The sequence below is a fragment of the Sphingopyxis sp. GW821-FHT12F08 genome, assembly GCF_058806755.1.
The window spans coordinates 300558-322992 of the sequence record NZ_JBXAQA010000006.1; the positions used below are offsets into that span (position 1 = coordinate 300558).

Annotated in this window: 26 protein-coding genes; 13 read left to right on the plus strand and 13 right to left on the minus strand. The window is 67.4% G+C overall.

Annotation, left to right across the window (positions count from 1 at the left end; genetic code table 11):
* Positions 1–25: 25 nt before the first annotated feature.
* Positions 26–946 carry a methionyl-tRNA formyltransferase gene (gene fmt / locus AC1RNQ_RS17535; protein ID WP_493173138.1) on the minus strand — a complete coding sequence of 307 codons (921 nt, stop codon included), beginning with the start codon at positions 944–946 and terminating at the stop codon, positions 26–28.
* Between the two features lie 156 nt (positions 947–1102).
* Here fmt and recR point away from each other — a divergent pair, with 156 nt between their 5' ends.
* A complete protein-coding gene (recR, locus tag AC1RNQ_RS17540; RefSeq protein ID WP_493173140.1) occupies positions 1103–1699 on the plus strand; it encodes a recombination mediator RecR in 597 nt (198 codons plus the stop codon).
* Between the two features lie 6 nt (positions 1700–1705).
* Here recR and AC1RNQ_RS17545 read toward each other — a convergent pair whose 3' ends face one another.
* Positions 1706–1927, minus strand: coding sequence for a hypothetical protein (locus AC1RNQ_RS17545; protein WP_493173142.1), 222 nt, complete (start codon positions 1925–1927; stop codon positions 1706–1708).
* 121 nt (positions 1928–2048) lie between these two features.
* Between AC1RNQ_RS17545 and def the strand changes: the two genes are divergently transcribed.
* A complete protein-coding gene (gene def, locus AC1RNQ_RS17550; RefSeq protein ID WP_493173144.1) occupies positions 2049–2582 on the plus strand; it encodes a peptide deformylase in 534 nt (177 codons plus the stop codon).
* A 159-nt stretch (positions 2583–2741) separates the two neighbouring features.
* On the opposite strand, the gene AC1RNQ_RS17555 is transcribed toward def, so the two are convergent.
* Positions 2742–3305: a nucleotide exchange factor GrpE gene (locus AC1RNQ_RS17555; protein WP_493173146.1), complete on the minus strand. Its 564-nt coding sequence runs from the start codon at positions 3303–3305 to the stop codon at positions 2742–2744.
* 4 nt (positions 3306–3309) lie between these two features.
* Positions 3310–4353, minus strand: coding sequence for a heat-inducible transcriptional repressor HrcA (gene hrcA, locus AC1RNQ_RS17560; protein ID WP_493173148.1), 1044 nt, complete (start codon positions 4351–4353; stop codon positions 3310–3312).
* A gap of 247 nt (positions 4354–4600) precedes the next feature.
* Here hrcA and AC1RNQ_RS17565 point away from each other — a divergent pair, with 247 nt between their 5' ends.
* The 6 genes from AC1RNQ_RS17565 (at position 4601) to AC1RNQ_RS17590 (ending at position 9227) form a co-directional block, all read left to right on the plus strand.
* Positions 4601–5401 carry a dienelactone hydrolase family protein gene (locus tag AC1RNQ_RS17565; protein ID WP_493173150.1) on the plus strand — a complete coding sequence of 267 codons (801 nt, stop codon included), beginning with the start codon at positions 4601–4603 and terminating at the stop codon, positions 5399–5401.
* Between the two features lie 47 nt (positions 5402–5448).
* Positions 5449–6165 carry a ribonuclease PH gene (rph, locus tag AC1RNQ_RS17570; protein WP_493173152.1) on the plus strand — a complete coding sequence of 239 codons (717 nt, stop codon included), beginning with the start codon at positions 5449–5451 and terminating at the stop codon, positions 6163–6165.
* Position 6166: 1 nt separating this feature from the next.
* Positions 6167–6802, plus strand: coding sequence for an RdgB/HAM1 family non-canonical purine NTP pyrophosphatase (gene rdgB, locus AC1RNQ_RS17575; protein ID WP_493173154.1), 636 nt, complete (start codon positions 6167–6169; stop codon positions 6800–6802).
* The gene (locus tag AC1RNQ_RS17580) at positions 6799–7065 is read left to right on the plus strand and encodes a hypothetical protein (protein WP_493173156.1); all 267 of its coding nucleotides are present in this window, start codon (positions 6799–6801) and stop codon (positions 7063–7065) included. Before rdgB ends, AC1RNQ_RS17580 begins: the two co-directional genes overlap by 4 nt.
* A 13-nt stretch (positions 7066–7078) precedes the next feature.
* On the plus strand, positions 7079–8224 hold the full coding sequence (gene hemW / locus AC1RNQ_RS17585; RefSeq protein WP_493173158.1) for a radical SAM family heme chaperone HemW: 1146 nt from the start codon (positions 7079–7081) through the stop codon (positions 8222–8224).
* A gap of 112 nt (positions 8225–8336) precedes the next feature.
* Positions 8337–9227 carry a tyrosine-type recombinase/integrase gene (locus tag AC1RNQ_RS17590; protein ID WP_493173160.1) on the plus strand — a complete coding sequence of 297 codons (891 nt, stop codon included), beginning with the start codon at positions 8337–8339 and terminating at the stop codon, positions 9225–9227.
* Between the two features lie 197 nt (positions 9228–9424).
* Here the strand turns inward: AC1RNQ_RS17590 and AC1RNQ_RS17595 are convergent, their stop codons facing one another.
* From AC1RNQ_RS17595 to rsmI, 4 genes are all read right to left on the minus strand, one after another.
* A complete protein-coding gene (locus AC1RNQ_RS17595; protein ID WP_493173162.1) occupies positions 9425–10024 on the minus strand; it encodes a DedA family protein in 600 nt (199 codons plus the stop codon).
* A gap of 233 nt (positions 10025–10257) precedes the next feature.
* Positions 10258–11208 carry a glutathione synthase gene (gene gshB, locus AC1RNQ_RS17600; protein WP_493173164.1) on the minus strand — a complete coding sequence of 317 codons (951 nt, stop codon included), beginning with the start codon at positions 11206–11208 and terminating at the stop codon, positions 10258–10260.
* A gap of 153 nt (positions 11209–11361) precedes the next feature.
* Positions 11362–11712 (minus strand): YraN family protein, encoded by a 351-nt coding sequence (locus AC1RNQ_RS17605; protein WP_493173166.1) that lies wholly within the window; start codon positions 11710–11712, stop codon positions 11362–11364.
* Positions 11709–12569 (minus strand): 16S rRNA (cytidine(1402)-2'-O)-methyltransferase, encoded by an 861-nt coding sequence (rsmI, locus tag AC1RNQ_RS17610; protein ID WP_493173168.1) that lies wholly within the window; start codon positions 12567–12569, stop codon positions 11709–11711. The genes AC1RNQ_RS17605 and rsmI overlap by 4 nt, the downstream gene beginning before the upstream one ends.
* On the opposite strand from rsmI, the gene AC1RNQ_RS17615 reads away from it, so the two are divergent.
* Positions 12553–13785 (plus strand): penicillin-binding protein activator, encoded by a 1233-nt coding sequence (locus tag AC1RNQ_RS17615; protein ID WP_493173170.1) that lies wholly within the window; start codon positions 12553–12555, stop codon positions 13783–13785. The two genes, rsmI and AC1RNQ_RS17615, sit on opposite strands and share 17 nt — an antisense overlap.
* A 166-nt stretch (positions 13786–13951) precedes the next feature.
* Complete coding sequence (gene infC, locus AC1RNQ_RS17620; protein WP_493173172.1) at positions 13952–14488, plus strand: translation initiation factor IF-3; 537 nt, start codon at positions 13952–13954, stop codon at positions 14486–14488.
* Between the two features lie 44 nt (positions 14489–14532).
* On the opposite strand, the gene AC1RNQ_RS17625 is transcribed toward infC, so the two are convergent.
* Complete coding sequence (locus AC1RNQ_RS17625) at positions 14533–16236, minus strand: hypothetical protein (protein ID WP_493173174.1); 1704 nt, start codon at positions 16234–16236, stop codon at positions 14533–14535.
* 81 nt (positions 16237–16317) lie between these two features.
* Positions 16318–17016, minus strand: coding sequence for an NRDE family protein (locus AC1RNQ_RS17630; protein WP_493173176.1), 699 nt, complete (start codon positions 17014–17016; stop codon positions 16318–16320).
* Positions 17017–17120: 104 nt separating this feature from the next.
* On the opposite strand from AC1RNQ_RS17630, the gene AC1RNQ_RS17635 reads away from it, so the two are divergent.
* From AC1RNQ_RS17635 to AC1RNQ_RS17645, 3 genes are read left to right on the plus strand one after another with little or no spacing between them, the layout of a single operon-like run.
* Positions 17121–17675, plus strand: coding sequence for a DUF4287 domain-containing protein (locus AC1RNQ_RS17635; protein ID WP_493173178.1), 555 nt, complete (start codon positions 17121–17123; stop codon positions 17673–17675).
* Positions 17676–17684: 9 nt separating this feature from the next.
* Positions 17685–18293, plus strand: coding sequence for a TetR/AcrR family transcriptional regulator (locus AC1RNQ_RS17640; protein WP_493173180.1), 609 nt, complete (start codon positions 17685–17687; stop codon positions 18291–18293).
* A gap of 23 nt (positions 18294–18316) precedes the next feature.
* On the plus strand, positions 18317–18757 hold the full coding sequence (locus AC1RNQ_RS17645; protein WP_493173182.1) for a hypothetical protein: 441 nt from the start codon (positions 18317–18319) through the stop codon (positions 18755–18757).
* A 164-nt stretch (positions 18758–18921) separates the two neighbouring features.
* On the opposite strand, the gene AC1RNQ_RS17650 is transcribed toward AC1RNQ_RS17645, so the two are convergent.
* Genes AC1RNQ_RS17650 through AC1RNQ_RS17660 form a run of 3 tightly spaced genes read right to left on the minus strand, consistent with a single transcriptional unit; the run spans position 18922 to position 22387 of the window.
* A complete protein-coding gene (locus AC1RNQ_RS17650) occupies positions 18922–20172 on the minus strand; it encodes an N-succinylarginine dihydrolase (RefSeq protein ID WP_493173184.1) in 1251 nt (416 codons plus the stop codon).
* 8 nt (positions 20173–20180) lie between these two features.
* Complete coding sequence (locus AC1RNQ_RS17655; RefSeq protein WP_493173186.1) at positions 20181–21179, minus strand: arginine N-succinyltransferase; 999 nt, start codon at positions 21177–21179, stop codon at positions 20181–20183.
* Positions 21176–22387 (minus strand): hydrolase, encoded by a 1212-nt coding sequence (locus tag AC1RNQ_RS17660; protein ID WP_493173189.1) that lies wholly within the window; start codon positions 22385–22387, stop codon positions 21176–21178. The genes AC1RNQ_RS17655 and AC1RNQ_RS17660 overlap by 4 nt, the downstream gene beginning before the upstream one ends.
* Between the last annotated feature and the right edge of the window lie 48 nt (positions 22388–22435).

Below are 22435 nucleotides of genomic sequence, written 5' to 3' on the forward strand. Positions count from 1 at the left end.
TCGACTTCGCTCGACACGAACGGGGTTAGGCTAGGCGCGTGCCCTTCGGAATTGCGCGGCCACGCAGCAGCTCGGCGGCGTTCATCGCCGGCTTTCCGGCGCGCTGGACACGCGTCGCGCGGATCGCGCCGGGGTTGCACGCAATCGTCAGCGCATCGTCGAGCGTGACGCCGGGTGCGGCGCCCGCGACGGTCTCGGCGGGATGCACAACCTCCGCGGCGAGCAATTTATAGCGCTCGCCGTCTAGTTCGAAGAAAGCGCCCGGCATCGGGTTGAAGGCGCGGACCTGGCGCTCGACCTGTACCGCGCTCGTCAGGAAATCGAGCCGCGCCTCGCTCTTGTCGATCTTCGCGGCGTAAGTGACGCCCGCATCGGGCTGCGCGTGCGGCGCAAAGGCGTGGGGGTCGCTCAGCACCTTCACCATCATCAGCGCGCCCATCTCGGCGAGCTCGTGGGTCAGCATGCCCGCGCTCTTGCCCGCGGTCGGCGTCGTCTCGACCAGCCGCATCGCGCCGGTGTCGAGGCCGATATCCATCTGCATGATCGTTACGCCGGTCCCGGCATCGCCCGCCAGGATCGCACGCTGGACCGGCGCCGCGCCGCGCCAGCGCGGCAGGATCGAGCCATGGACGTTGAGGCAGCCCTCGCGCGGCGCGTCGAGGATCGCCTGCGGCAGGATCAGGCCGTAAGCCGCGACCACCGCGACATCGACGTCGAGCGCGGCGAATTCGGCCTGGGCTTCTTCGCCCTTCAGACTCTTCGGTGTGCGCACGGGCAGGCCATGTTCTTCGGCCCAATTATGGACGGCGCTCTGCTGCACCTTCTTGCCGCGCTGCGCGGGGCGGGGCGGCTGGGTGTAGACGGCCGCGATCTCGTGCCCCGCCGCATGCAGCGCGGCGAGCGTCGGCACCGCAAAGGGCGGCGTTCCCATGAAGGCGATGCGCAAGAGCGTGCCTGTCCTTTTCCGTTCGCCCCGAGCTTGTCGAAGGGCCGTTCTTCCCCTTGCCGCTGTCCGAAGAAAGGACGGGGCTTCGACAAGCTCGGCCCGAGCGGGTTTGGGAGGTGATTGTTATTTCTCGCGCGCCGCTTAAGACCATCCGTCATGGCATCGCAAGAGATTGAAGCCCTCGTCCAGCAACTCGCCCGCCTGCCGGGCCTCGGTCCGCGCTCGGCGCGGCGCGCGGTACTGCACCTGATGAAGAAGCGCGAGAGCAGCTTCGCGCCCTTGCTCGCGGCGCTGCAGACGGTGTCCGAGCGGCTCGTCACCTGCACCATCTGCGGCAATGTCGACACGCAGGACCCATGCGCGATCTGCGCCGACCCGCGCCGCGACGACCGCAGCCTGTGCGTCGTCGAGGAGGTATCGGACCTCTGGGCGCTCGACAAGTCGCGTCTTTTCCCGGGCAAATATCATGTGCTCGGCGGCCGGCTGTCGGCGCTGGAGGGCGTGCGGCCGCAGGACCTCAGTATCGATGCGCTGGTGGCGCGCGTCGCGGCGGGCGGGATCGACGAGGTGGTGCTGGCGATGAACGCGACGCTGGAGGGGCAGACGACGGCGCATTATCTGGCGGAGCGGCTCGAGGGTTATCCGGTGCGGCTGACGCAGCTCGCGCATGGCCTGCCGGTCGGCGGCGAGCTCGATTATCTCGACGAGGGGACGCTGGCGCAGGCGCTCAGGGCTAGGCGACCGGTGGGGTGAGGCAAGCTACAGCTTCAGCGATTTTCTAATCGCCGCCGCAATGTCGGGCACCGCACTTTTAGCAGTTTGCTTTGCTGCCTCAATCGCGCCAGCCCGAGTTGCCAGAAACGCTCCGCACTTTGCGCAATGGAATTTGTCAGAAGGCGAGCCGTCGCCTTCGACGCGAATTTGATCGCTTCCACATTCGCCACATTGGAATTCAATCGTCCCGATCTGCGAAGCCGCCATCGTTGCCTCCTAGTTCTTTATTTGTTCTACATTGAGCTGAAACATTCCGCAATATCGCAGTCTAGCTAGATCACCCCGGTCCCCCCTTGACCCAACGCCCCCGCGACCATACCTGCACGCCATGGCCCTTTTACCCATCATAGAGACCCCCGATCCGCGGCTGCGCGTCATTTCGAAGCCGGTCGAGACCTTCGACGCCGAATTGAAGACGCTGGTCGCCGACATGTTCGAGACGATGTACGACGCCCCCGGTATCGGGCTTGCCGCGATCCAGGTCGGGGTGCCGAAGCGCATCCTGGTCATCGACCTGCAGGAAATCGATCCCGAGGACGAGGAAGGCAAGCGCCTGATCCGCACTCCGCGCGTGTTCATCAACCCCGTCTTCTCCGACGAGAGTGAGGAGCATAGCGTCTATCAGGAGGGCTGCCTGTCGGTCCCCGAGCAATATGCCGATGTGACGCGCCCCGCCGAGGTCACCGTCGACTGGCAGGACGAGGACGGCAACAAGCACCGCGAGCGCATGACCGGGCTGATGGCGACGTGCATCCAGCACGAGCACGACCATCTGGAAGGCATTCTCTTCATCGACCATCTGTCGCGGCTGAAGCGCGAGATGGTGCTGAAGAAGCTCGCGAAGATGCGCAAGGCGGCGTGAGAACTCCCCTCCCTGAAAGGGAGGGGCCGGGGGTGGGTATCGCGCCCGCAGGGCGCGAGTTCTTCGTTGTGAAATGTCGAACCGGAGCAGATTCTATTGCGGCGCAGACGCGCCGCGCACCCACCCCTTGATCCCCTCCCTAAGCGGGAGGGGAGAAGATTACCCCGCCTTCGCCACGCCCACCATCGCCGGGCGCAGCAGCCGGTCCTTCATCATATAGCCCGCCTGCATTTCCTGCACGATCGTGCCGGGCGCCTTGTCGCTCGGGATTTCGAGCATCGCCTGGTGCTGGTTGGGATCGAGCGGCAAGCCGATCGCCGCGATGCGCGTGATGCCGTTGCGTTCGAACACGCCGAGCAGTTCGCGCTCGGTCGCCTCGAGCCCGGTGACGAGCGGCTTGATTCCTTCGTCGGCGCGCTGCTCGGGCGTCAGCGCGGCAAGCGCGCGGCCGAGATTGTCGGCAACCGACAATATGTCGCGCGCGAATTTGGTCGCGGCATAGGCGTGCGCGTCGGCGATCTCCTTGTCCTTGCGGCGCGAGACATTCTGCGTCTCGGCGCGCGCATAGAGCAGGTCCTGCTGCAGCGCCGCGACCTGTTCGGCGAGCTTCGCCACTTCGTCATTCTCGCCCGGCGTAGGCGCGGTCGCGTCGGCTTCGGCGGCGATATTCTCGGGGGTCAGCGCGTCGTCTTCGACGGGCGTATCATTGTCCATATTCGTCATAAACCTATCGTATCAGTCTGGAGAGCGATTGAGCGGTGAAATCCACCATGGGTACGATCCGGGCATAGTTCAAGCGCGTGGGGCCGATGACCCCGACCACGCCGACCACGCGCCCGTCCGCGCCGCGATAGGGCGCCGCTATCACGGACGAGCCCGAAAGCGAGAATAATTTATTCTCCGACCCGATGAAAATGCGCGTCGCGCTGCCTTCGCGCGCGCTGTCGAGCAGCTGCGCGATATCCTGCTTCGTCTCGAGCTCGTCGAGCAGTTGCCGCACGCGGTCGAGGTCGCCGACCGCGCTGTCGTCGAGCAGATTCGCCTGGCCGCGCACGATGAGCACCGGGCGGTCGGCGCCGTCGGACGACCAGATGGCGAGCCCGCGCGAGACCAGGTCCTGTGCCGCGCGGTCGATCGCGATGCGTTCGGCCTCGATCTCGTGCCGCACACGCGCCATGGCTTCGGTGAGAGTGAGGCCGCTGAGCGTCGCGCTGATATAATTGCCCGCCTCGACCAGCGCCGAGGGGTTGAGGCCGGCCGGAATGGCGATGACGCGGTTCTCGACCGACCCGTCACCTGCGACCAGCACGACGAGCGCCTGACTCGCCGACAGTGGCACGAAGGCGAGCTGTTTGAGCACCCGCTCATGCTTAGGCACGAGCACGAGGCCGGCGCAGGCGGAGAGCCCCGACAGCGCCGAGGTCGCCTGCGCGAGCGCGCTTTCGATCGGGCCGGCGTCGGACAAGGACGCCTCAATCTGGGCGCGGTCCTCGGCGCTGGGTTCGGCGACCTGCATCATGCCGTCGACGAAGAGCCGCAGTCCCTGTTCGGTCGGCAGCCGTCCCGCGCTGGTGTGCGGGCTGGCGAGCAGGCCGAACTCCTCGAGGTCCTGCATGACGTTGCGGATCGAGGCGGGCGAGAGGTTGAGGCTGGCGAGCTTCGATAGCGTGCGCGAGCCCACCGGCTGGCCGGTTTCGAGATAGGCGTCGACCACCAGCCGGAACACGTCGCGCGCGCGCGTGGTGAGTTCGGTGATCGGCGGGGTGCTCATGGAAGGGATTTAGGGATGGGGAGGGGATGGGGCAAGCGTCACCAAATCGTCATCCCCGCGAAGGCGGGGATCCAGCTTATTCCTTCTTTGCGCCTTTGCGTGAGATTTTTCTGATTTCACACAAAGGCACAAAGGCACAAAGATAAAGAGCGAAAGAAGGAAGTTGGATCCCCGCTTTCGCGGGGATGACGAAAGTGGGTGCATTGGGGGCGCCTTCTGCCTAGCCTCCCCACCGGGGGAGACACATATGACCACACGCCCGCTCAACCAGGACGACCCGCTCGACGATTTCGAGCATCGCGACATCGTCCTGCTCGGCCGCAAGCACCGCGTCTATACGATGGGGAGCGGCCCCGCGGTGATCGTGATGACCGAAATGCCCGGCATCAGCCCGCATGTCGCGCGCTTCGCGCGCTGGGTCGTGGGTGCGGGCTTCACCGTCTATATGCCGCATATCTTCGGCAAGGACGGCGCGGTGGTGCGGATGCCGGGCGCGCTGTTCACGATGATCGGCGGGTGCATCAGCCGCCAGTTCCGGGCGTTCCAGGCCAATGAAAGCTCGCCCGCGACGCGGTGGCTGCGCGCGCTCGCGGCGCAGGCGCATCAGGAATGCGGCGGCAAGGGCGTCGGCGCGATCGGCATGTGCTTCACGGGGAATTTTGCGCTGTCGATGATGCTCGAACCCGCGGTGCTCGCGCCGGTGCTCGCGCAGCCCTCGCTGCCGCTGAACGATCACGCGGGCATGCATATCGCCCCCGACGAACTCGCCGCGGTGAAGGCGCGGATGGAGGTCGAGGATCTGACCGTGCTCGCCTATCGCTTCGAGGGCGACAAATTTTGCAAGGCGGCGCGCTTCGCGGCCTATGAGGATGCGCTCGGCGACCGTTTCATCGGCAAGGTGCTGCCCGACGACGCGGCGAACCCCGACAGCCCGATGAAGAATCCGCACAGCGTGGTGACGATCCACCTGATCGACGAAGCGGGCCAGCCGACGGTGCAGGCGCGCGACGAAATCCTCGATTTCTTTCGTATGCGGTTGAGCGATTGAGCGCGCGCGCCTAAGGGCCTCGGCATCTTTAATCGAAAGGATCATCCATGCGCCCTTCCGGCCGCGCGCCCGACCAGATGCGCCCCATCGCCATCGAGACCGAGTTCACCATCCATGCCGAGGGCAGCGTGCTCGTCGGCTTCGGCAACACCAAGGTGCTTGTGACGGCCAGCGTCGACGAGAAGGTGCCGCCCTTCCTGCGCGGCAAGGGCCAGGGCTGGGTCACCGCCGAATATGGCATGCTGCCCCGCGCGACGCACACGCGCGGCAGCCGCGAGGCGGCGAAGGGCAAGCAGTCGGGGCGCACGCAGGAAATCCAGCGGCTGATCGGCCGGTCCCTTCGCGCCGTGGTCGATTTCCAGAAGCTGGGCGAGCGGCAGATCGTGATCGACTGCGACGTGCTCCAGGCCGACGGCGGCACGCGCACCGCATCGATTTCGGGCGCGTGGGTCGCGCTGCGGCTCGCGGTCGACAAGCTGATCGCCTCGGGCGCAATCACCGCCGACCCGATCGAGGACCAGGTCGCGGCGATCTCGTGCGGCATCTACAAGGGCACGCCGGTGCTCGACCTTGACTATGACGAAGATTCGGTCGCCGAGGCCGACGGCAATTTCGTGCTCACCGGGCGCGGCCAGATCGTCGAGGTGCAGGCGAGCGCCGAGGGCGCGACCTATGACGAGGAAGGCCTGCTGCGCCTGCTCCGCCTCGCGCGCATCGGCTGCGCCGACATCTTCGCCGCGCAGGCGAAGGCGGTGGGACGCTGAGGTGAACCGCAAGCTCGCCCCCGGCAAGCTCGTCATCGCGAGCCATAATGCGGGCAAGGTGCGCGAGATCCGCGCGCTGCTCGAGCCGTTCGGGATCGAGCCGGTGTCGGCGGGGGACCTCGGCCTGCCCGAGCCCGAAGAGACGGGGACGACCTTTCGCGAGAATGCGTTGCTCAAGGCGCATGCGAGCGCATCGGCGGCGGGGCTGCCCGCGCTCGCCGACGACAGCGGGCTCGAGGTCGCGGCATTGGGCGGGCGGCCGGGGGTCTATACCGCCGACTGGGCCGAGCGGCAGCGCTTCGAGGGCAATCCGGGGCGCGACTGGTATCTGGCGATGGGCAAGGTCGAGGGGCTGCTCGCCGAGCAGGGGCCGGACGCCGACCGCAGCGCGCGCTTCGTGTGCACGTTGGCGCTCGCATGGCCCGACGGGCATGTCGATGTTTACGAAGGTGCCGCGGAAGGTGCATTGACCTGGCCGCCGCGGGGCAAGCTGGGCTTCGGTTATGATCCGGTGTTCGTTCCGGTCGGTAACACCTTGACTTTCGCAGAGATTGATCCGGCAGAGAAGCATCGGATCAGCCATCGAGCCGATGCTTTTGCCAAGCTGGTGGCGGGGGCCTTCGGGTCGGGAAAATGATCGAATTGCTGATTGAAGTTTGGGAAGACGACCTCGGTCAGCAGATGGGTGCGGTCAAGGAATCCAACGATGTTCGGCGTTCGACAAGCAGTCGCATCGTGCATAGCTTTCGCGCACGGTCTTTCAGAGAGGCGCAGCATCTGTACGATCTTTGGTGCGAGATTGATTCCATCTGGCCCGACGACGCTCTCGATGAGCCCTACACGGAAGAGGAACGGTACATCCAAGATGAATATCTAAGTCGTCGCCAAGTGCGAAACTGAACGACACAAGATAGTGGCCGAACCGCTCGCCCTTTATGTCCATTGGCCGTTTTGCGTCAGCAAATGTCCCTATTGCGACTTCAACAGCCATGTGCGCGAGAGCGTCGACCAAGAGGTCTGGCGCGCGGCTTTGCTGGCGGATTTGCGGCATGAGGCGGCTTTGCTGCCGGGGCGGACCGTGTCGTCGATCTTTTTCGGGGGCGGGACGCCGAGTTTGATGCCGCCTGCTACCGTCGCGGCGGTGATTGCCGAGGCGGAGGCGCTTTGGGGGCTCGCGGAAGATTGCGAGATCACGCTGGAAGCCAATCCCAATTCGGTGGAAGTTGCCGCGTTTGCCGATCTGGCGGTCGCGGGGGTCAATCGCGTCTCGATCGGGGTTCAGAGCTTCGATCCGCAAGTGCTTGAGTTCTTGGGGCGGGCGCACAGCGGCGACGAGGCGCGGCGGGCGATCGCGGCGGCGCAAACCTGTTTCGACCGCGCCAGTTTCGACCTGATCTATGCGCGGCCGGGCCAGGCGCTGGCTGACTGGGAACAGGAACTGGCGGCCGCGCTGGCGTTCGGCACGGGGCATCTGTCGCTGTACCAGCTGACGATCGAGCCCGGGACGCGCTTTGCGACGCTGGCGGCGAAGGGCGAACTGGTCATTCCCGATGGCGATGCGGCGGCGGACCTGTTCGACGCGACGCAGGCGATGACGCGCGCCGCGGGGCTGCCGCGCTACGAGGTGTCGAACCATGCGCGGCCGGGCGAGGAGAGCCGGCACAATCTGACATACTGGCGTCATGGCGATTATGCCGGGATCGGACCAGGGGCGCATGGGCGGCGGCTGGGCCAGGCGACCGAGCGGCACAAGAAGCCCGAGAATTTCATCGCCGCCGTGACACGCAACGGCCACGGCCTGAAGGTCGAGAGCGACCTGCCCGCGCACGAACGCGCGACCGAGGCGATGCTGATGGGGCTGCGGCTGAGCGAAGGCGTCGACCTGGCGCGGGTCGAGGCGCGGAGCGGGCTGGGGCGCGACGCGTTCGTCGATGGCGACGCGGTAGCGCGGCTTGCGGGCGTGGGGCTGATGCGCGGCGAGGGTGACCGGCTGGCGGTGACCGACGAGGGGATACTGCTGCTCGACTCGATCCTTTCCGAGGTGGTGCGGACAAGCTAGGCTATAGGCCTCACCGTAGCCCTGAGCCTGTCGAAGGGCGCCTATCAGAGAAGCGCCCTTCGACAGGCTCAGGGCTACGGTTTCCATCCGATAGGGATTCCGGGGGAGTGCTTTGGCGCAAGATTTGATCCGCGACTGGGATGCCCATCTGGCGCATGAGAAGCGCCGGTCGGAGCATACGCGGCGCGCCTATGTCGCGACCGCCGAGCGGTTTGCCGCCTTTCTGTCGGGCCATCATGGCGGCGAAGTCGATGCGGGCATGCTGCGGCGGACGAGCGCCAACGACCTGCGTGCCTATCTCGCGACGCGGCGGGGCGAGGGGCTGGGCAATGCCTCCGCGGCGCGCGAATTGTCGGCGCTGCGGGGGTTCCTGCGTTTCGTGGGGGGCGAGGAGGCGACCTTGCCCGCGCTGCGCGGGCCGCGCGTTAAGAAGGGGCTGCCGCGTCCGGTGGCGCCCGCCGAGGCTTTGCAGCTGGCGCAGGATGTCGAGGACAATGCACGGCAAGGCTGGGTCGGAGCGCGCGATTTTGCGTTGCTGTTGTTGCTCTATGGCGCGGGGCTGCGCATCGGTGAGGCGCTGTCGCTGACGGGCGCGGTGCTGCCGCTTGGCGGTGTGCTGCGCGTGACGGGCAAGAGGAACAAGACGCGCGTGGTGCCGATCCTGCCTGCAGTGGCGGCGGCGGTGGCGCGCTATGTCGATGCCTGCCCCTGGCCGATGGGCAAGGAGGTGCCGCTGTTCCTCGGTGCGCGCGGTGGGCCGCTCCAGCCCGGCGTGGTGCGCGCAAGCGTGCGGTCGGCGCGGCGCGCGCTGGGGCTGCCCGAGCGGACGACGCCGCACGCGCTGCGCCACAGCTTCGCGACGCATCTGCTGGCGGGCGGGGCCGATCTGCGGTCGCTGCAGGAGTTGCTGGGGCATGCGAGCCTCGCGTCGACGCAGGTCTATACCGCCGTGGACGCAGCGCATCTGCTGGACATTTATCGCAGCGCGCACCCGCGGGCCTAGAGCATGGTTTCCTTCTCCCCTTACGGGAGAAGGATACGAAGCCTTCGCGAAGCGACTAGGCGCAGTTGGATGAGGGGGCTGCGAGCCACGGGCTCGCGCGGTCGCGTCGCGACCGCATACCCCTCACCCAGCTTCGACTAGGCAGCAAGCTGCCAAGTCTGCGCATCCCTCTCCTGCAAGGGGAGAGGGGAATATGGTCACGCCTTCGGCCTCCACCGGACCACCCGCCAGACATAGACCAGCACCAGCGATCCGATCGCCACCAGCGCCACGGGGCCGACGAAGGCGTCGAGATTGGCGAACTGCCCGCCGAACCAGTTGCCCGCGCCCGCGAGCGCGGCGATCCAGATCGTCGAACCTGCCGCGGTCCAGGACAGGAATTTCGCCTGATTCATCCGCGCCATGCCCGCGGGCAGCGACACCATCGTGCGCGCGACGGGCATGAAGCGCGCGACGAAGACGATCGCGGGGCCGTGGCGCAGGAAGAAATTGTGCAGCCTTTCGACCTCGCCCCAGTCGAGCGTCAGCCAGCGGCCGTGGCGGTCGATGAAGGGTTTGAGCCGCTCGTAACCGATCCAGCGGCCGATCGCGTACCACACATAATTGCCGAGCGTGGTTCCCGCGACCGCGACTGCGACGAGCGTCCAGAAATCGAAGCGCCCCTTGGCGACCGCGATGCCGCTGAGCCCCATGATCACTTCGGAGGGGATCGGCGGAAAGACATTTTCGAGCAGCATCAACACGAAGATGCCCGCATAGCCCCACGACTGGATCAGGTTGAGGATGAAATCGGTCATGCGGAAAGGAACGCCGCGCGAGCCGCCGAAGTTTCCCTTCTCCCTCGATGGGGGAAGGATACGAAGCCTTGCGCCGCAGGCGCTAGGCGCAGTTGGATGGGGGTGACGGTGCGTCTTTGCACGGTCGTGTCAGGATGAAAGCGCACCCCCACCGCTGCGACTAAGGCAGCAAGCTGCCAAGTCTCGCTGCCTCCCCCATCGAGGGGGAGGGGTGAAGGTGCAGGGGGCATGCGTCAGCCGATCCGTCGCAGGATCGCATCCCAGATCAGGCCCGCCGTGTCGCTGTTGTTGAAACGGTCGATCGCGACGATCCCGGTGGGCGAGGTGACGTTGATTTCGGTCAGCCATTCACCGCCGATCACGTCGATGCCGACGAAAACCAACCCGCGTTCGCGCAAGGCCGGGCCGAGCGCCGCGCAGATTTCCTTTTCGCGCGACGTGAGCTCCGCCGCCTCGGCAAAACCCCCAACGGCGAGGTTCGAGCGGAATTCGCCCTCGCCGGGCTTGCGGTTGATCGCGCCCGCGACCTTGCCGTCGACGAGCACGATGCGCTTGTCGCCCTCGCTGACGCTGGGCAGGAATTGCTGGACCATGAAGGGCTCGGGCCACACCTGGCCGAACAGCTCGACCAGTGCACCCAGATTGCTGCCGTCGGCGTCGATCTTGAACACCGCCTTGCCGCCGTTGCCGTGGAGCGGCTTGATCACGACGGCGCCGTAGCGCGCCTGGAAATCCTTCGTCGCCTCAAGGCTGCGCGTGACCATCGTCGGCGGCATAAACTGCGGGAAGTCGAGGACGAAGACCTTTTCGGGGGCATCGCGCACCGCGGCGGGGTCGTTGACGACGAGCGTTTCGCCCTTGATCCGCTCGAGCAGCCAGGTGCCGGTGAGATAACCGAGGTCGAAGGGCGGATCCTGGCGCATCAGCACCACGTCGATGTCGCGGCCGAGGTCGAGCAGTATTTCCTCGCCGAACTTGTAGTGTGCGCCGGTCTCGCGTTTGGCTTCGAGCACGCGGTGCGCCTTCGTCGTCAGCCGCCCGGCCTCCCACGTCAGCCCGCGCACATCGTAATGATAGAGGGTGTAGCCGCGTTCGAGCGCCTTCAGCATCAGGTGGAAACTGCTGTCGCCATTGATGTTGATGCCATCCATCGGGTCCATTTGCACCGCGGCGCGGAGGGTCATGTCTTGCTCCTTATCTGGACCCACGCGAAGATCTGCGCCGTCCAACCCACTTCGTCATCCCGGCGAAGGCCGGGATCTCGTCGTCGCAACAGAACGCACCGGCGAGATCCCGGCCTTCGCCGGGATGACGACAAGAGCTATGTTGCCGCACCCCTAAGGCTGCCAGACGTGGACCAGATGGCGTGGCAGGCGGCCGGGCGCAAGGAGCATCACGTCGATCCGGATGTCGTCCTGCGGCCGGGCGAAGCGTGGGGACAGCATTTCGGCGGCGGCGGCGACGCGGCGCAGGCGCCAGGGATCGATCGCGAGATCGAGGTCTTCGGCCTTGTCGCGCCACTTCACCTCGATGAAGGCGACCATGCGGCCGCGCCGCGCCACGAGGTCGACCTCGCCGACGGGCACGCGGAGCCGCTGGCCGAGGATGCGCCAGCCGTGGAGGCGGAGCCACCAGGCGGCGCGGCGCTCGGCCTTGCGCCCGCGCGCCTCGGCCTCGGCGCGTTTCACCCGGCGTCCTTCAGCGCGAGCGCGCGGGCGTAAACCTCGTGGCGGTCGAGCCCGAAGCGCTTGGCGACCGTCTTGGCCGCCTGGGCCACCGGCTTGTCGGCCATCGCTTCGCGCAAAACCGCGTCGAGCGTGGCGTCGTCGGCCTCTTCGGTTGCGGCCTCGCCTGGCGGGCCGACGACGATCACGATCTCGCCCTTGGGCGGCGCCTCGGCGTAGCGCGCCGAAAGCTCGGTGAGCGTGCCGGTGAGGCATTCCTCGTAGAGCTTGCTGATCTCGCGCGCGACCGCGGCGTCGCGGTCGCCGAGCCCCTCGGCGAGCGCTGCGAGCGCGGCGGACAGGCGCGGGCCGCTTTCGTAGAAGACGAGGCTGGCGCGCAGTCCCGCGAATTCGGCGATGGTGTCGGTCCGCGCCTTGGCCTTGTTCGGCAGGAAACCCGCGAAGAGAAAGCGGTCGCTCGGCAGCCCCGACAGGGTGATCGCGGCGATCGCGGCGCAGGGGCCGGGCAGGGTGGTGACATGCCGCCCCGCCGCACGCGCGTCGCGCACCAGCTTGTAGCCGGGGTCGCTGATCAGCGGGGTACCCGCGTCGGAAACCAGGACGACGACTTCCTGTTCCATCCGCGCAACCAGCGCGGCGCGGGTGCGTTCGTCGCTATGGTCGTGATAGGGGGTCATCGAAATCCGCAAACCCAGGTGCGCCAGCAGCTTCGCCGTCACACGCGTGTCTTCGGCGGCGATCACATCGGCGCGCGCGAGCGTCGCCGCGGCGCGCGCGGATATGTCGCCGAGGTTGCCGATGGGGGTCGCGACGATATAGAGACCGGGCAAGGGAGAATCTGAGATGGTGGATTTCGGCATGACGCAGCAGATGGCAGAAACTGCGGCGCAGCGCCAAAAGATTGCGTCGCCGCGGCGGCAGATGCTGCGCATGGCGGCGAAGTTTGCGATGACGGGCGCGATGGCGGGTTTCCTCGCGGCGTGCCAGATGGTGCCCAAGGCGACCGGGCCGGTCGAAGCGCCGCCGCCCGAGCGCCCGCCCGAAACCGGGATCGAACCCGGACTGCCGACCGACACCGACCGCCACCGCGTCGCGCTGCTGGTGCCGCAGACGGGCCCCAACGCCGACGTCGGCAACGCGATCGCCAATGCGACGACGCTGGCGCTGCTCGACACCAAGACCGAGCGCGTGCGCATCACCACTTACGACACTGCGCTCGGTGCGGCGGCGGCGGCTCGGCAGGCGATCGCCGACGGCAACAAGCTGATCCTCGGGCCGCTTCTGACCGAGGACGTCACCGCGGTCGCGCCGATCGCGCGCGAGGCGAAGGTGCCGGTGCTGAGCTTCTCGAACGACAGCGGCGTCGCGGGCAACGGCGTCTTCATCATGGGCTTCGTCCCCGGCCAGTCGGTCGAGCGCGTCGTCGCTTATGCGCGCGGAAAGGGGCACGTCCGCTTCGGCGCGCTGGTGCCCAGGAATGTCTATGGCGACCGCTCGGCCGCGGCGTTCCGCGCGGCGGTGACCGAGGCGGGCGGCACGCTCGTCGCGGTCGAAAGCTACGACCGCAGCGCGACCGCGCTGACCGGCGCGGCGCGGCGGATCGCCAATGCGGGCGCGATGGACGCGGTGCTGATCGCCGATTCGGGTAGCAACGCGATCCGCGCGGTGCCGATCGTCAAGGGCACCGGCGGCAAGCAGATCCTCGGCACCGAGCTCTGGAACACCGAGGCGTCGCTGGGCAGCAACGCCGCGATGCGCGGCTCGTGGTTCGCGAGCGTTTCCGACGGCCTCTATGGCCAGATGGCGGGCAGCTATCGCACGCGTTACGGCCGCGCGCCGTACCGGCTGGCGAGCCTGGGGTATGATTCGGTGCTGCTGACGGTGCGCATCGCGCGCGAGTGGAAGCCGGGGACCGCCTTTCCGGCGAGCCGGCTGCTCGCCGCCGATGGTTTCGGCGGGATCGACGGCATTTTCCGCTTCAACAACCGCGGCATTGCGATCCGCGCGCTCGAGGTCAGCGAGGTCGGCGCCGGCGGCTTCCGCGTCATCGACCCCGCGCCGGCCAAATGGCCCTGACGCCGAAGGTAGTGACTTAGCCGCCACAGTCGGCGAAAAAGCGGCAGCGCGGCGACGCACGCAGCCTTTACGCTGGCCGCGCGTTCACTATATGAGCATGGCGCGCGCGACGCATCGATTCCGCGCGTCCCTATAACGACCAGGAGATACAGCTATACCACCGCCCATGACCCGCCGCCCGATGGCGCCGCTGCCGCCGAAAAACGGCCCGCGATACAATGAATTCATCGCCTCTCCCAAAGTTCGTGTGATCGACGAGGAAGGCGAAAATCTGGGCGTAATGCTGACGGCCGAAGCGATCGAGCAGGCCGCATCCGTCGGGCTGGACCTGGTCGAAGTGTCTCCGAACGCCGATCCGCCGGTGTGCAAGTTCCTCGACGTCGGCAAGTTCAAATATGAGGCGCAGAAAAAGGCGAACCTCGCGCGCAAGAGCCAGAAGACGCAGGAGATCAAGGAGATCAAGATGCGTCCGAACATCGACGATCATGATTTCGACGTGAAGATGCGCAAGGTGTTCGACTTCCTGGGCGAGGGCGACAAGGTCAAGATGACCATGCGTTTCCGCGGCCGCGAGATGAGCCACACCCAGCTCGGCCTCAACGTGTTGCAGCGCGTCGCCGAGATGACCGCCGAAATCGCCAAGGTCGAGGCGCACCCGCGCACCGAAGGCCGGCAGATGCTGATGGTGCTCGCGCCGAAGTGAGGCGCCGACGGGCCGCCGCCGCGCGGTGGCCCGACGGTCTCGCTCTAGGGCCGCAGCTTGTAGCCCTTCTCGGCCTTGATCTTCGCCTGCTGGGCGAAATGCTTCGCATAGATCTGGTCGAAGGTCGTCGCGGCGTCGACGATGCGCCAGCGTTCGCCCTCATATTCGGGCGGAAGCGCCGCCTTGCGCACGAAGACCAGCCGCGCCCCCGCCTCGAACCCCGCGGCGCCCGCCACATAGCCGGTGTAGGTGCGCTGGACGAGCTGACGGTTCAGCAAGATGAAGCCGTCATAGCCCTTGTCGCGGGCATATTTGGCGCAGGCCATTTCGAGCAGTTCGTCGACGACATGCGCGGGCGCCCAGGCGTGGGTGAAGCGCACCGTCCAGATGTCGCTGTCCTCGGGCCCCTCGCGCTTCGCCGAATAGCCGTTGTCGTTGGTCAGCCACACGCCGTCGGAGCGCTTGAACCCCGGCAGTTCGGCCTTGGTCATCAGGTCGGGGACCGCGCGATACACATCGTCGAGGTAGAGGAAGCGTGCCTTTTCGGCCTCGCCGTCGATCATCGTCTCGAACTGCGCGATCGCCGTCTTCGCCTCGGGATTGTCCTTGTCGAGCAGCGCGAGCGTGCGGATCAGATCCAGGATCGCGGGGGGCGGCAGGTTGCTGGTCTCGATCTTGCCGAACGCCGCCGCGGCATCCATGGTGGCGATCTCGCCGCGCAGCTTGATCGCCTCGGCCCATTGGTCGAGCGCGCGGTTGGCATGGCCCGCGATGCTGAGGCGCAGCTGATAATCCTCGGTCACCGACTTGCGCTGCTGCTTGCCCTCGGGCGGCGGGGGCGGCGGGGTCATCGTCGCCGCGACCCGCGCGCGCATCGCGCCCAGCCGCGGCGCGGCGTCGGCGGGGCGGCCCTGGACGAGCGCGGCATAGGCCCAGAGCCCGGCCATCTGCGCGTCGAGGACTAGCGGGTTCTGGTCGCGTGGCCGCGGCGACGGCGTCCAGCCGGGCAGCGGCTCGGGCGGCGTCGTGCGGATCAGCCCGGCGAGCCGGTCGACGACGTCATATTTGCCGAAGGCCGCGGCGCGCGCAACCTGGCGATAGAGAAACAGCGGCGAGCGGATGTTGCGCTGGTCGAGCAGCTTCAGCTCATTCTCGCGGCTGCCGTCGATCCGCATGCGATAGGCCTGCGCCGCGACCTGGACCATGTCCGAATAGGGCCAGCGCGCGGCGAAGCGCGTGACGATTTCGCCCGCCTCGTCCTTGCGCCCCTTTTCGATCAGCAGGTGGGCGCGCAGCATGTCGCTCCCGGTCACGAAGCTTTCCTGGTCGATCCACACCGGCGTCTTCGCCAGCTCGGCGTCGGCTGCATCGAGCGAGGCCAGCGCCGCGTCGAACTCGCCGGTCTTGGCCTGGTGAAAGGCGCGGGCGCGTAGCAGATTGGCACGCCGCGGGAATTGCTGCGGCAGCAGCGCCGGGTTCTGCAACGCGCGGTCGCACGCCGCGGCGCGCGTCCCGCCGAGCGAGGTCGTGTTGCGTACGGCGAACAATTCCGACTGGCGCCCGGGGCCGAAGGCCGGCTGCGGGGTCCAGGTGACGTCACCATAGCCGTCGTCGCGTTCGGGATAGCCTTGGCGGTCGCAGGCGACGAAATCCTCGAGTCCCGGCTTCTTGTCGTCGGCCAGTGCAACTGGCGCCATAACCGCCGCGCTCATCGCCGCGGCCAGCATCATCGCACGCATTGTCGCCACCCCGGAAATCTCCCCCTGTCCCGGCTCCGTTCATGGCGGGCGCCAAGCCATTCGTCGAGCGGGAAAATCGGGCGCGGCGGGTCAGCCGATTATGAAGTCGAGCGCGGTCGTTCCGGCGGGTGCGCCGCCCGCGGCATAGCGGCGCTCGGCCATATAAACGCGCCCGTCCGCGGCGATGGCGACCAAAGTCGAGGCGCGCGTGCCATAGACGTCGCCGCGCAGGAACAGCGCGGGATCGTCCTCGGCCGCCAGCGTATCGAGCAGGGTTTCGGGATCGGCGCCCGCCGCGACCGTCGCCGCGAGCGCGGCGCGCAGCCGCTCGGCGCGCGGGCAGGGCTGGTCGACGGGTTCGTTGGCGAGCGCGTGGACGCCGGGTTCCAGATCCATGATCAGCGGCACCGGGCGGTTGGTGAAGAGGCGCGCTGCGCCATCGCCGACCGCGAACAGGTTGAAGGCGTTGAAACGCCCCAAGTCCTCGGCCGGCGGATCGGCGAAGCGCCCCGATCCGCGTAGCATGTCGGTCACGAGCGCACCGCGCGATTCCTTCGCGGGATCGGGCATCGTGCCGCGGACGTTGGTAACGACCACCGCGCGGCCGCTCGGTGCGTGCACGCCGAGCCAGGTCCCGCCCGCCTGCAGGTCGCGGCCCGCGACGATGCCGCTGCCATCGTCCCACGCGTGCAGCGGCGCGGCGGGGCGGCCGTGGAACTCGTCGCGGTTGCCGACCAGGATCAAGGGCCAGTCGGGATGGACGCGGTGGGCGAGGGCGACGACGCACATGGCGCGCATATCGGGGCTGGCGCGCCTTTTGCCAAGGCGCTTGACGAACGACTTGATTGAGTATTCAATCAAGTCGTTGGAAGACTCGCCCAGGGAGGCATAGGATGGCCGACGAATTTGCGACGATGGCGGAAAATCTCCGCGCGAAGACGGGCAAGACGCTCGACGAATGGATCGCGGTGGCGCGGGCGAGCGGGATCGGCGGGCATATGGCGCTGGTGGGTCATCTGAAGGCCGAGCACGGGCTGGGGCACGGCTATGCCAATATGGTGGTGCACGCCGCCAACGCCTCCTCCTCGCTGTCGCACGACGACGACGCGCTGGTCGCGGCGGCGTTCGACGGGGCCAAGGCGCATTGGCGCCCGCTCTACGACCGGCTCGTGACGCTGGTGCAAGGGTTCGGCGGCGACGTCGAACTGGCGCCCAAGAAGGGCTATGTCAGCCTTCGCCGCAAGAAGCAGTTCGCACTGCTGATGCCCTCGACCAAGGACCGCTTCGACATCGGCCTCGCGCTCAAGGGCGAGGCGCCCGCGGGGCGGCTCGAGCTCGCAGGCAGCTGGAACGCGATGGTGTCGCACCGCATACGCATCGCCGCCGAGGCCGAGGCCGACGACCAGGTGGCGGGCTGGCTGCGCGCCGCCTATGACCGCGCCGGATAGGAGGATGCCATGAACGCCGCCGATACGCGCAACCGCATATTGATGACCGCGATGGAGCTGTTCTGGGAGAAGGGCTATCTCTCGACCTCGGTCTCCGACATTCTGTCGCGCAGCCAGGTCCATTCGGGCAGCCTCTATCATTTTTTCCCGGGCAAGCAGGACGTGCTCGTCGGCGTGCTCGAACTCTATCGCGACGGCATCGACGAGATGCTGCTCGCGCCGAACTGGGAGGGGGTCGACGACCCGATCGACAAGATATTCGCGCTGCTGGCGGGCTATCGCACGCACCTGATCGTCACCGACTGCACTTACGGCTGCCCGATCGGCAGCCTCGCGCTCGAGATCCACGAGCCCGACCCGGTGGTGCGCGATCTGATGGCGGCGAACTTCACCAACTGGTCCACCGCGATCGCCGGCTGTTTCGATGCGGCCGCCGACCGCCTGCCGCCCGGCCGCGACGCGAAGGCGCTCGGCGAGTTCGTGCTGACGGTGATGGAAGGCGCGGTGATGCAGGCGCGCACCTATCGCGACATCGGCTATTTCGACCGCAACATCGCTGTATTGCGCGACTATATCACCACGTTGCTGGCGGGCGCAAAATCTGGTAGCTTCGCCTGAGTTTTCCGGAGGGGGAGAAGATCATGACCGACGCTGTAAAAACGCCGTGGCACCTGTGGGTCATCGGTGCGCTGTCCTTGCTGTGGAACGCCTTTCCAGTGGTCGATTTCACGATGACCAATTTGCAGAGCGAAGCCTGGCTGTCGCAATATAACGAGGCGCAGCGCGCGCTCGTCCTCGGCGCGCCAGCCTGGTCGAACCTCTGCTGGGCGCTCGGCGGTTTCGGGTCGTTCCTCGGCTCGCTGCTGCTGCTGCTGTTCCGGTCGCGCCATGCGCTGACGGCCTTCCTCGTGTCGGCGGTGGGGCTCGCCGGCGTGACCTATTATCAGCTTGTCGCGAATGGCGATGCCTTCAAGGAGGCCTTGGGCGACGTTCCGCTGTACATCAGCATCACCATCTGGGTGATCCTGCTCGCGCTGATCTTCTACGCGCGCGCGATGAAGGCGAAGGGCGTGCTGCGCTGAGATTGGTGGTTTGGATGTGACAAAGCCCTCTCCCTTCAGGGGAGAGGGTTGGGAGAGGGGGAATGCATCCAACCCCCTCTCAACTCCGGCTAGCCGGTAAACCGGCAAGCCTGCGTATCTCTCCCCTGAAGGGGAGAGAGCGGGTTTGCCAATAACCCGCCGTTCTACGCCAGCTCGTCCAGCCCCAGCGCCGCTAGCAGCGCCGCGCGCGCACGCCGGACATCGGCGGTCAGCCCCACCGAGCCGAGGTCGCGCGCGGCGATCGCCTCGGGCCAGTGCTGCGCCACCACCTCCGAAATCCGGTCGAGCTTATCCGCATCGGCCATGAAGCGCGGATCGACCGTCGCCGGATCGGCGACGACGCGCAGCCGCAGGCACGCCGGGCCGCCGCCGTTCGCCATCGACTGGCGGACATCGACGGGGAGCAGCCGGCGGATCGGGCCGTTGCCGGCGACATGCGCCTCCAGCCAGTCCCACACCGCTGGCGTCGCCTGCGCCTCGGTCGGCAGCACCAGGCCCATGCCGCCGCCGTTGGGCAGGCTGACGAGCTGGGCGTTGAACAGATAGGATTTGATCGCGTCGGGCAGGCTGACGGCCTCGGCAGGAACCTCGACGATCTCGACCGCAGGGAAAGCCGCGCGGATTTCGGCATGCGCCGCCTCGCGGTCGTGGAAGGCGGTTTCGTGGGTGAAGAGCACGCGCTCGTTGGCGACCGCGACGACGTCGTTGTGGAAGGCGCCGCCCTGAATCGCGGTGTCCGACTGGCGGATGAAAAGCGTGCGCGCCGGATCGAGCCGGTGGTGGCGCGCGACCGCCTTCGACGCGTCGAGATGCTGGCGCGCCGGATAGCGCCCGCCGCCGACGCCATAGACGAAGATCTCGACCCCCGCCGCGTCATGGCTCTCGCACAATCGCATATGGTTCGCCGCGCCCTCGTCGCCGAAGGGCGCCGGGACGGGGCCGTGCACCGCGAAGGCCGGGTTCGCGAAGGCGAACCGCAGCTGCTTCAGCGTCCCCTGCCACTCGTGGCTGCGGTGCGGCATGGTGACGAGGTTCGCGACGGTCAGGTGGCATTTGCCGTCGCCGCTGTCGGGCGCGGGCGAGACCGTCGCGGCGTTCGCGGCCCACATCGACGAGGCCGACCATGCCTGCGCGCGCAGATGCGGCTCGGCGGCTTCGGGCATCGTTCCCAGCACTTCTAGCCACGGCGCGTCGGGCCGGTCGAGCGGCGCGAAGAAACCCTGCGGCAGCCCGAGCGCGAGGTTGTGGCGCATCTTGTCGAGGCCCTGCAGCGCCGCGGCGCGCGGTTGCGACACGTCGCCTGCGTTGCTCGCCGACGCGATATTGCCGCGGCTGAGCCCCGCGTAGTTGTGGGTTGGGCCGATGATTCCGTCGAAATTGATTTCGGTGAGCATATGGGGTCCTAGCGTCCGATCCAGCTGATCGCGTCGCCCGCCGCCACGCCCAGCCGGCCCGCGGCCTCGGCGTCGAGCGTGCCGTCGCCGACCTTGCCGAAGCAGCAGCGGAAATCGGCGAGCTTCCCCGTCGCGACCAGCGCATCTTCGTTGCCGTCGGCGATGCCCTTCACCTCGACATGCTTCGCGTCGCGCACGCTCGCGACCTGGTCGGTGCGCGCGGTCATCGTCGGGCCGCCGTCGAAGATGTCGACATAATTTTCGAACGCGAAGCCCTCATTCTCGAGCATCCGCATCGCCGCGCGCCCACTGGGGTGCGGCACGCCGATGACGCTGCGGGCATGGTCGTTCAGCATCGCGATATAGACGGGGTGCTTGGGCATCAGGTCGGCGATGAACTGGTTGCCGTGCACCGCGTTGAACTGGTCGGCTTCCTGGAAGCTCATCCCGAAGAATTTGCCTGCGACCCCGTCCCAGAAGGGCGAACCGCCCGCTTCGTCGATCACCCCGCGCAGCTCGGCGAGGATGCGGTCGCCGAAGCGCGCGCGGTGCCGCGCGATGAACAGATAACGCGAGCGAGCGAGCAGCAGCCCGAGTCCGCCGGCGCGCGCCGCGGGGTGGAGGAACAATCCGCCGACCTCGCTCGCGCCGTTGAGGTCGTTGCTGAGCATCAGCACCTGCGCGTGGAAAGTGCGGCCGAGCTGCTCGCTATGCTTGCTGTCGGTGCCGATGCGGTAGCTATAGAAGGGCCAGCGCTGGCCGACCTGGCCGAAGACCTGGCATGTCCCGCGCACCTCGCCGCTGTCGAGGTCCTCAAGCACGAGCAGGTAAAGCTCATCCGAGGGATATTCCTTCTCGCTCGCGAACGACGCCTCGGTGCGTTCGAGCTTGGCGCGCAGCGCTTGTCTGTCGGGGGGCAGGTTGGTGAAGCCGCCGCCGGTCAGCTTCGCCATTTCGTAAATGCTCTGCAAATCGCCCGGCTTGGCCGCCCGGATCACATAATTCACGCCGTCCCCCGTTCCGCTATTCTCAACATGGTCAGCGCCGACAATTGCGCCCGCTCGGCGAGGCTGTCGACGATCAGAAATTCGTCCGCGCTGTGGATCGCGCCGCCGCGCGGGCCCATCGTGTCGACCACGGGCACGCCGCACGCCGCGATATTATTGCCGTCGCACACGCCGCCGGTCGCATTCCAGCCGATCGGCGGCAGGCCGAGGTCGGCGCCGCAGTCGCGCACCAGCTCGAACAATCGCGTCGCGGCGGTGTCCAGCGGCTTGGGCGGGCGGTTGAAACCACCGTGGAGGTGGCAGTGGACGTCGTGGTCGCGCGATACCGCGGCGATCGCATCGCGCAGCGCCACCTCGGCCGCGACCATCGCCTCGGGGGTCGAGGGGCGCATATTGACGCGCAGGATCGTGCTGTCGGGCACGACATTGTTCGGCCCGCCGCCGTCGATTTTCGCCGGGTTGACCTTGAGCGTGGGGGATTTGAGCTTCGCGAGCCGCAGCGCGAGGTCGGCGGCGGCGAGCAAGGCGTTGCGACCCTCCTCGGGGTTGCGTCCGGCATGGGCCGAACGGCCGTGGATGATGACGCTGAAGTTGCCGCTCCCCGGCCGCGCGCCCGCCAGCGTGCCGTCGGGAAGCGCGGGTTCGTAGGTGAGGGCGGCGGTCTTGTCCTGCGCCAGCTCGGCGATCAGCGCGGCGGAGGCGTGGCTGCCCGTCTCCTCGTCGCTGTTGATCATCACGTCGTAACCGACGCGCTCCGCGAGCGGCGAGGCTTCGAGCGCGGTCAGCGCGGCGAGGATCACCGAGATGCCCGCCTTCATGTCGGCGGTGCCGGGGCCGTTGAGTATGCCGGGCTCCAGCCATTGCAAGGTCTGGAACGGATGATCGGCGGCGAACACCGTGTCCATATGGCCGGTCAGCAGCAATTGCACCGGCGCTTGGGGCCGCACGCGGAGGTGTAGGTGATCGCCGCGCTGCGTGGTCCGGATGTTGCCCGCGGCATCGACGCTCTCGACCGGATCGGGCGCGACGAGGCGGATATCGCCGGGCAGCACGGCAAAGGCATCGGCGAGCATGCCCGCGACGGTCTTCAGCCCCGCGAGATTGCCCGTCCCGCTGTTCACCGCCGCCCAGCGCTCGACCAGCGCGAGCATCGGCGCATCGGCGGCGACTTCGAGCGTCGCGCTTTCGGGGGCGGTGAGGGTGGTCATCGGATCGCTATAGCGAGCGGGGAAAGGGTTTTGCACCCCCTGTCGGAG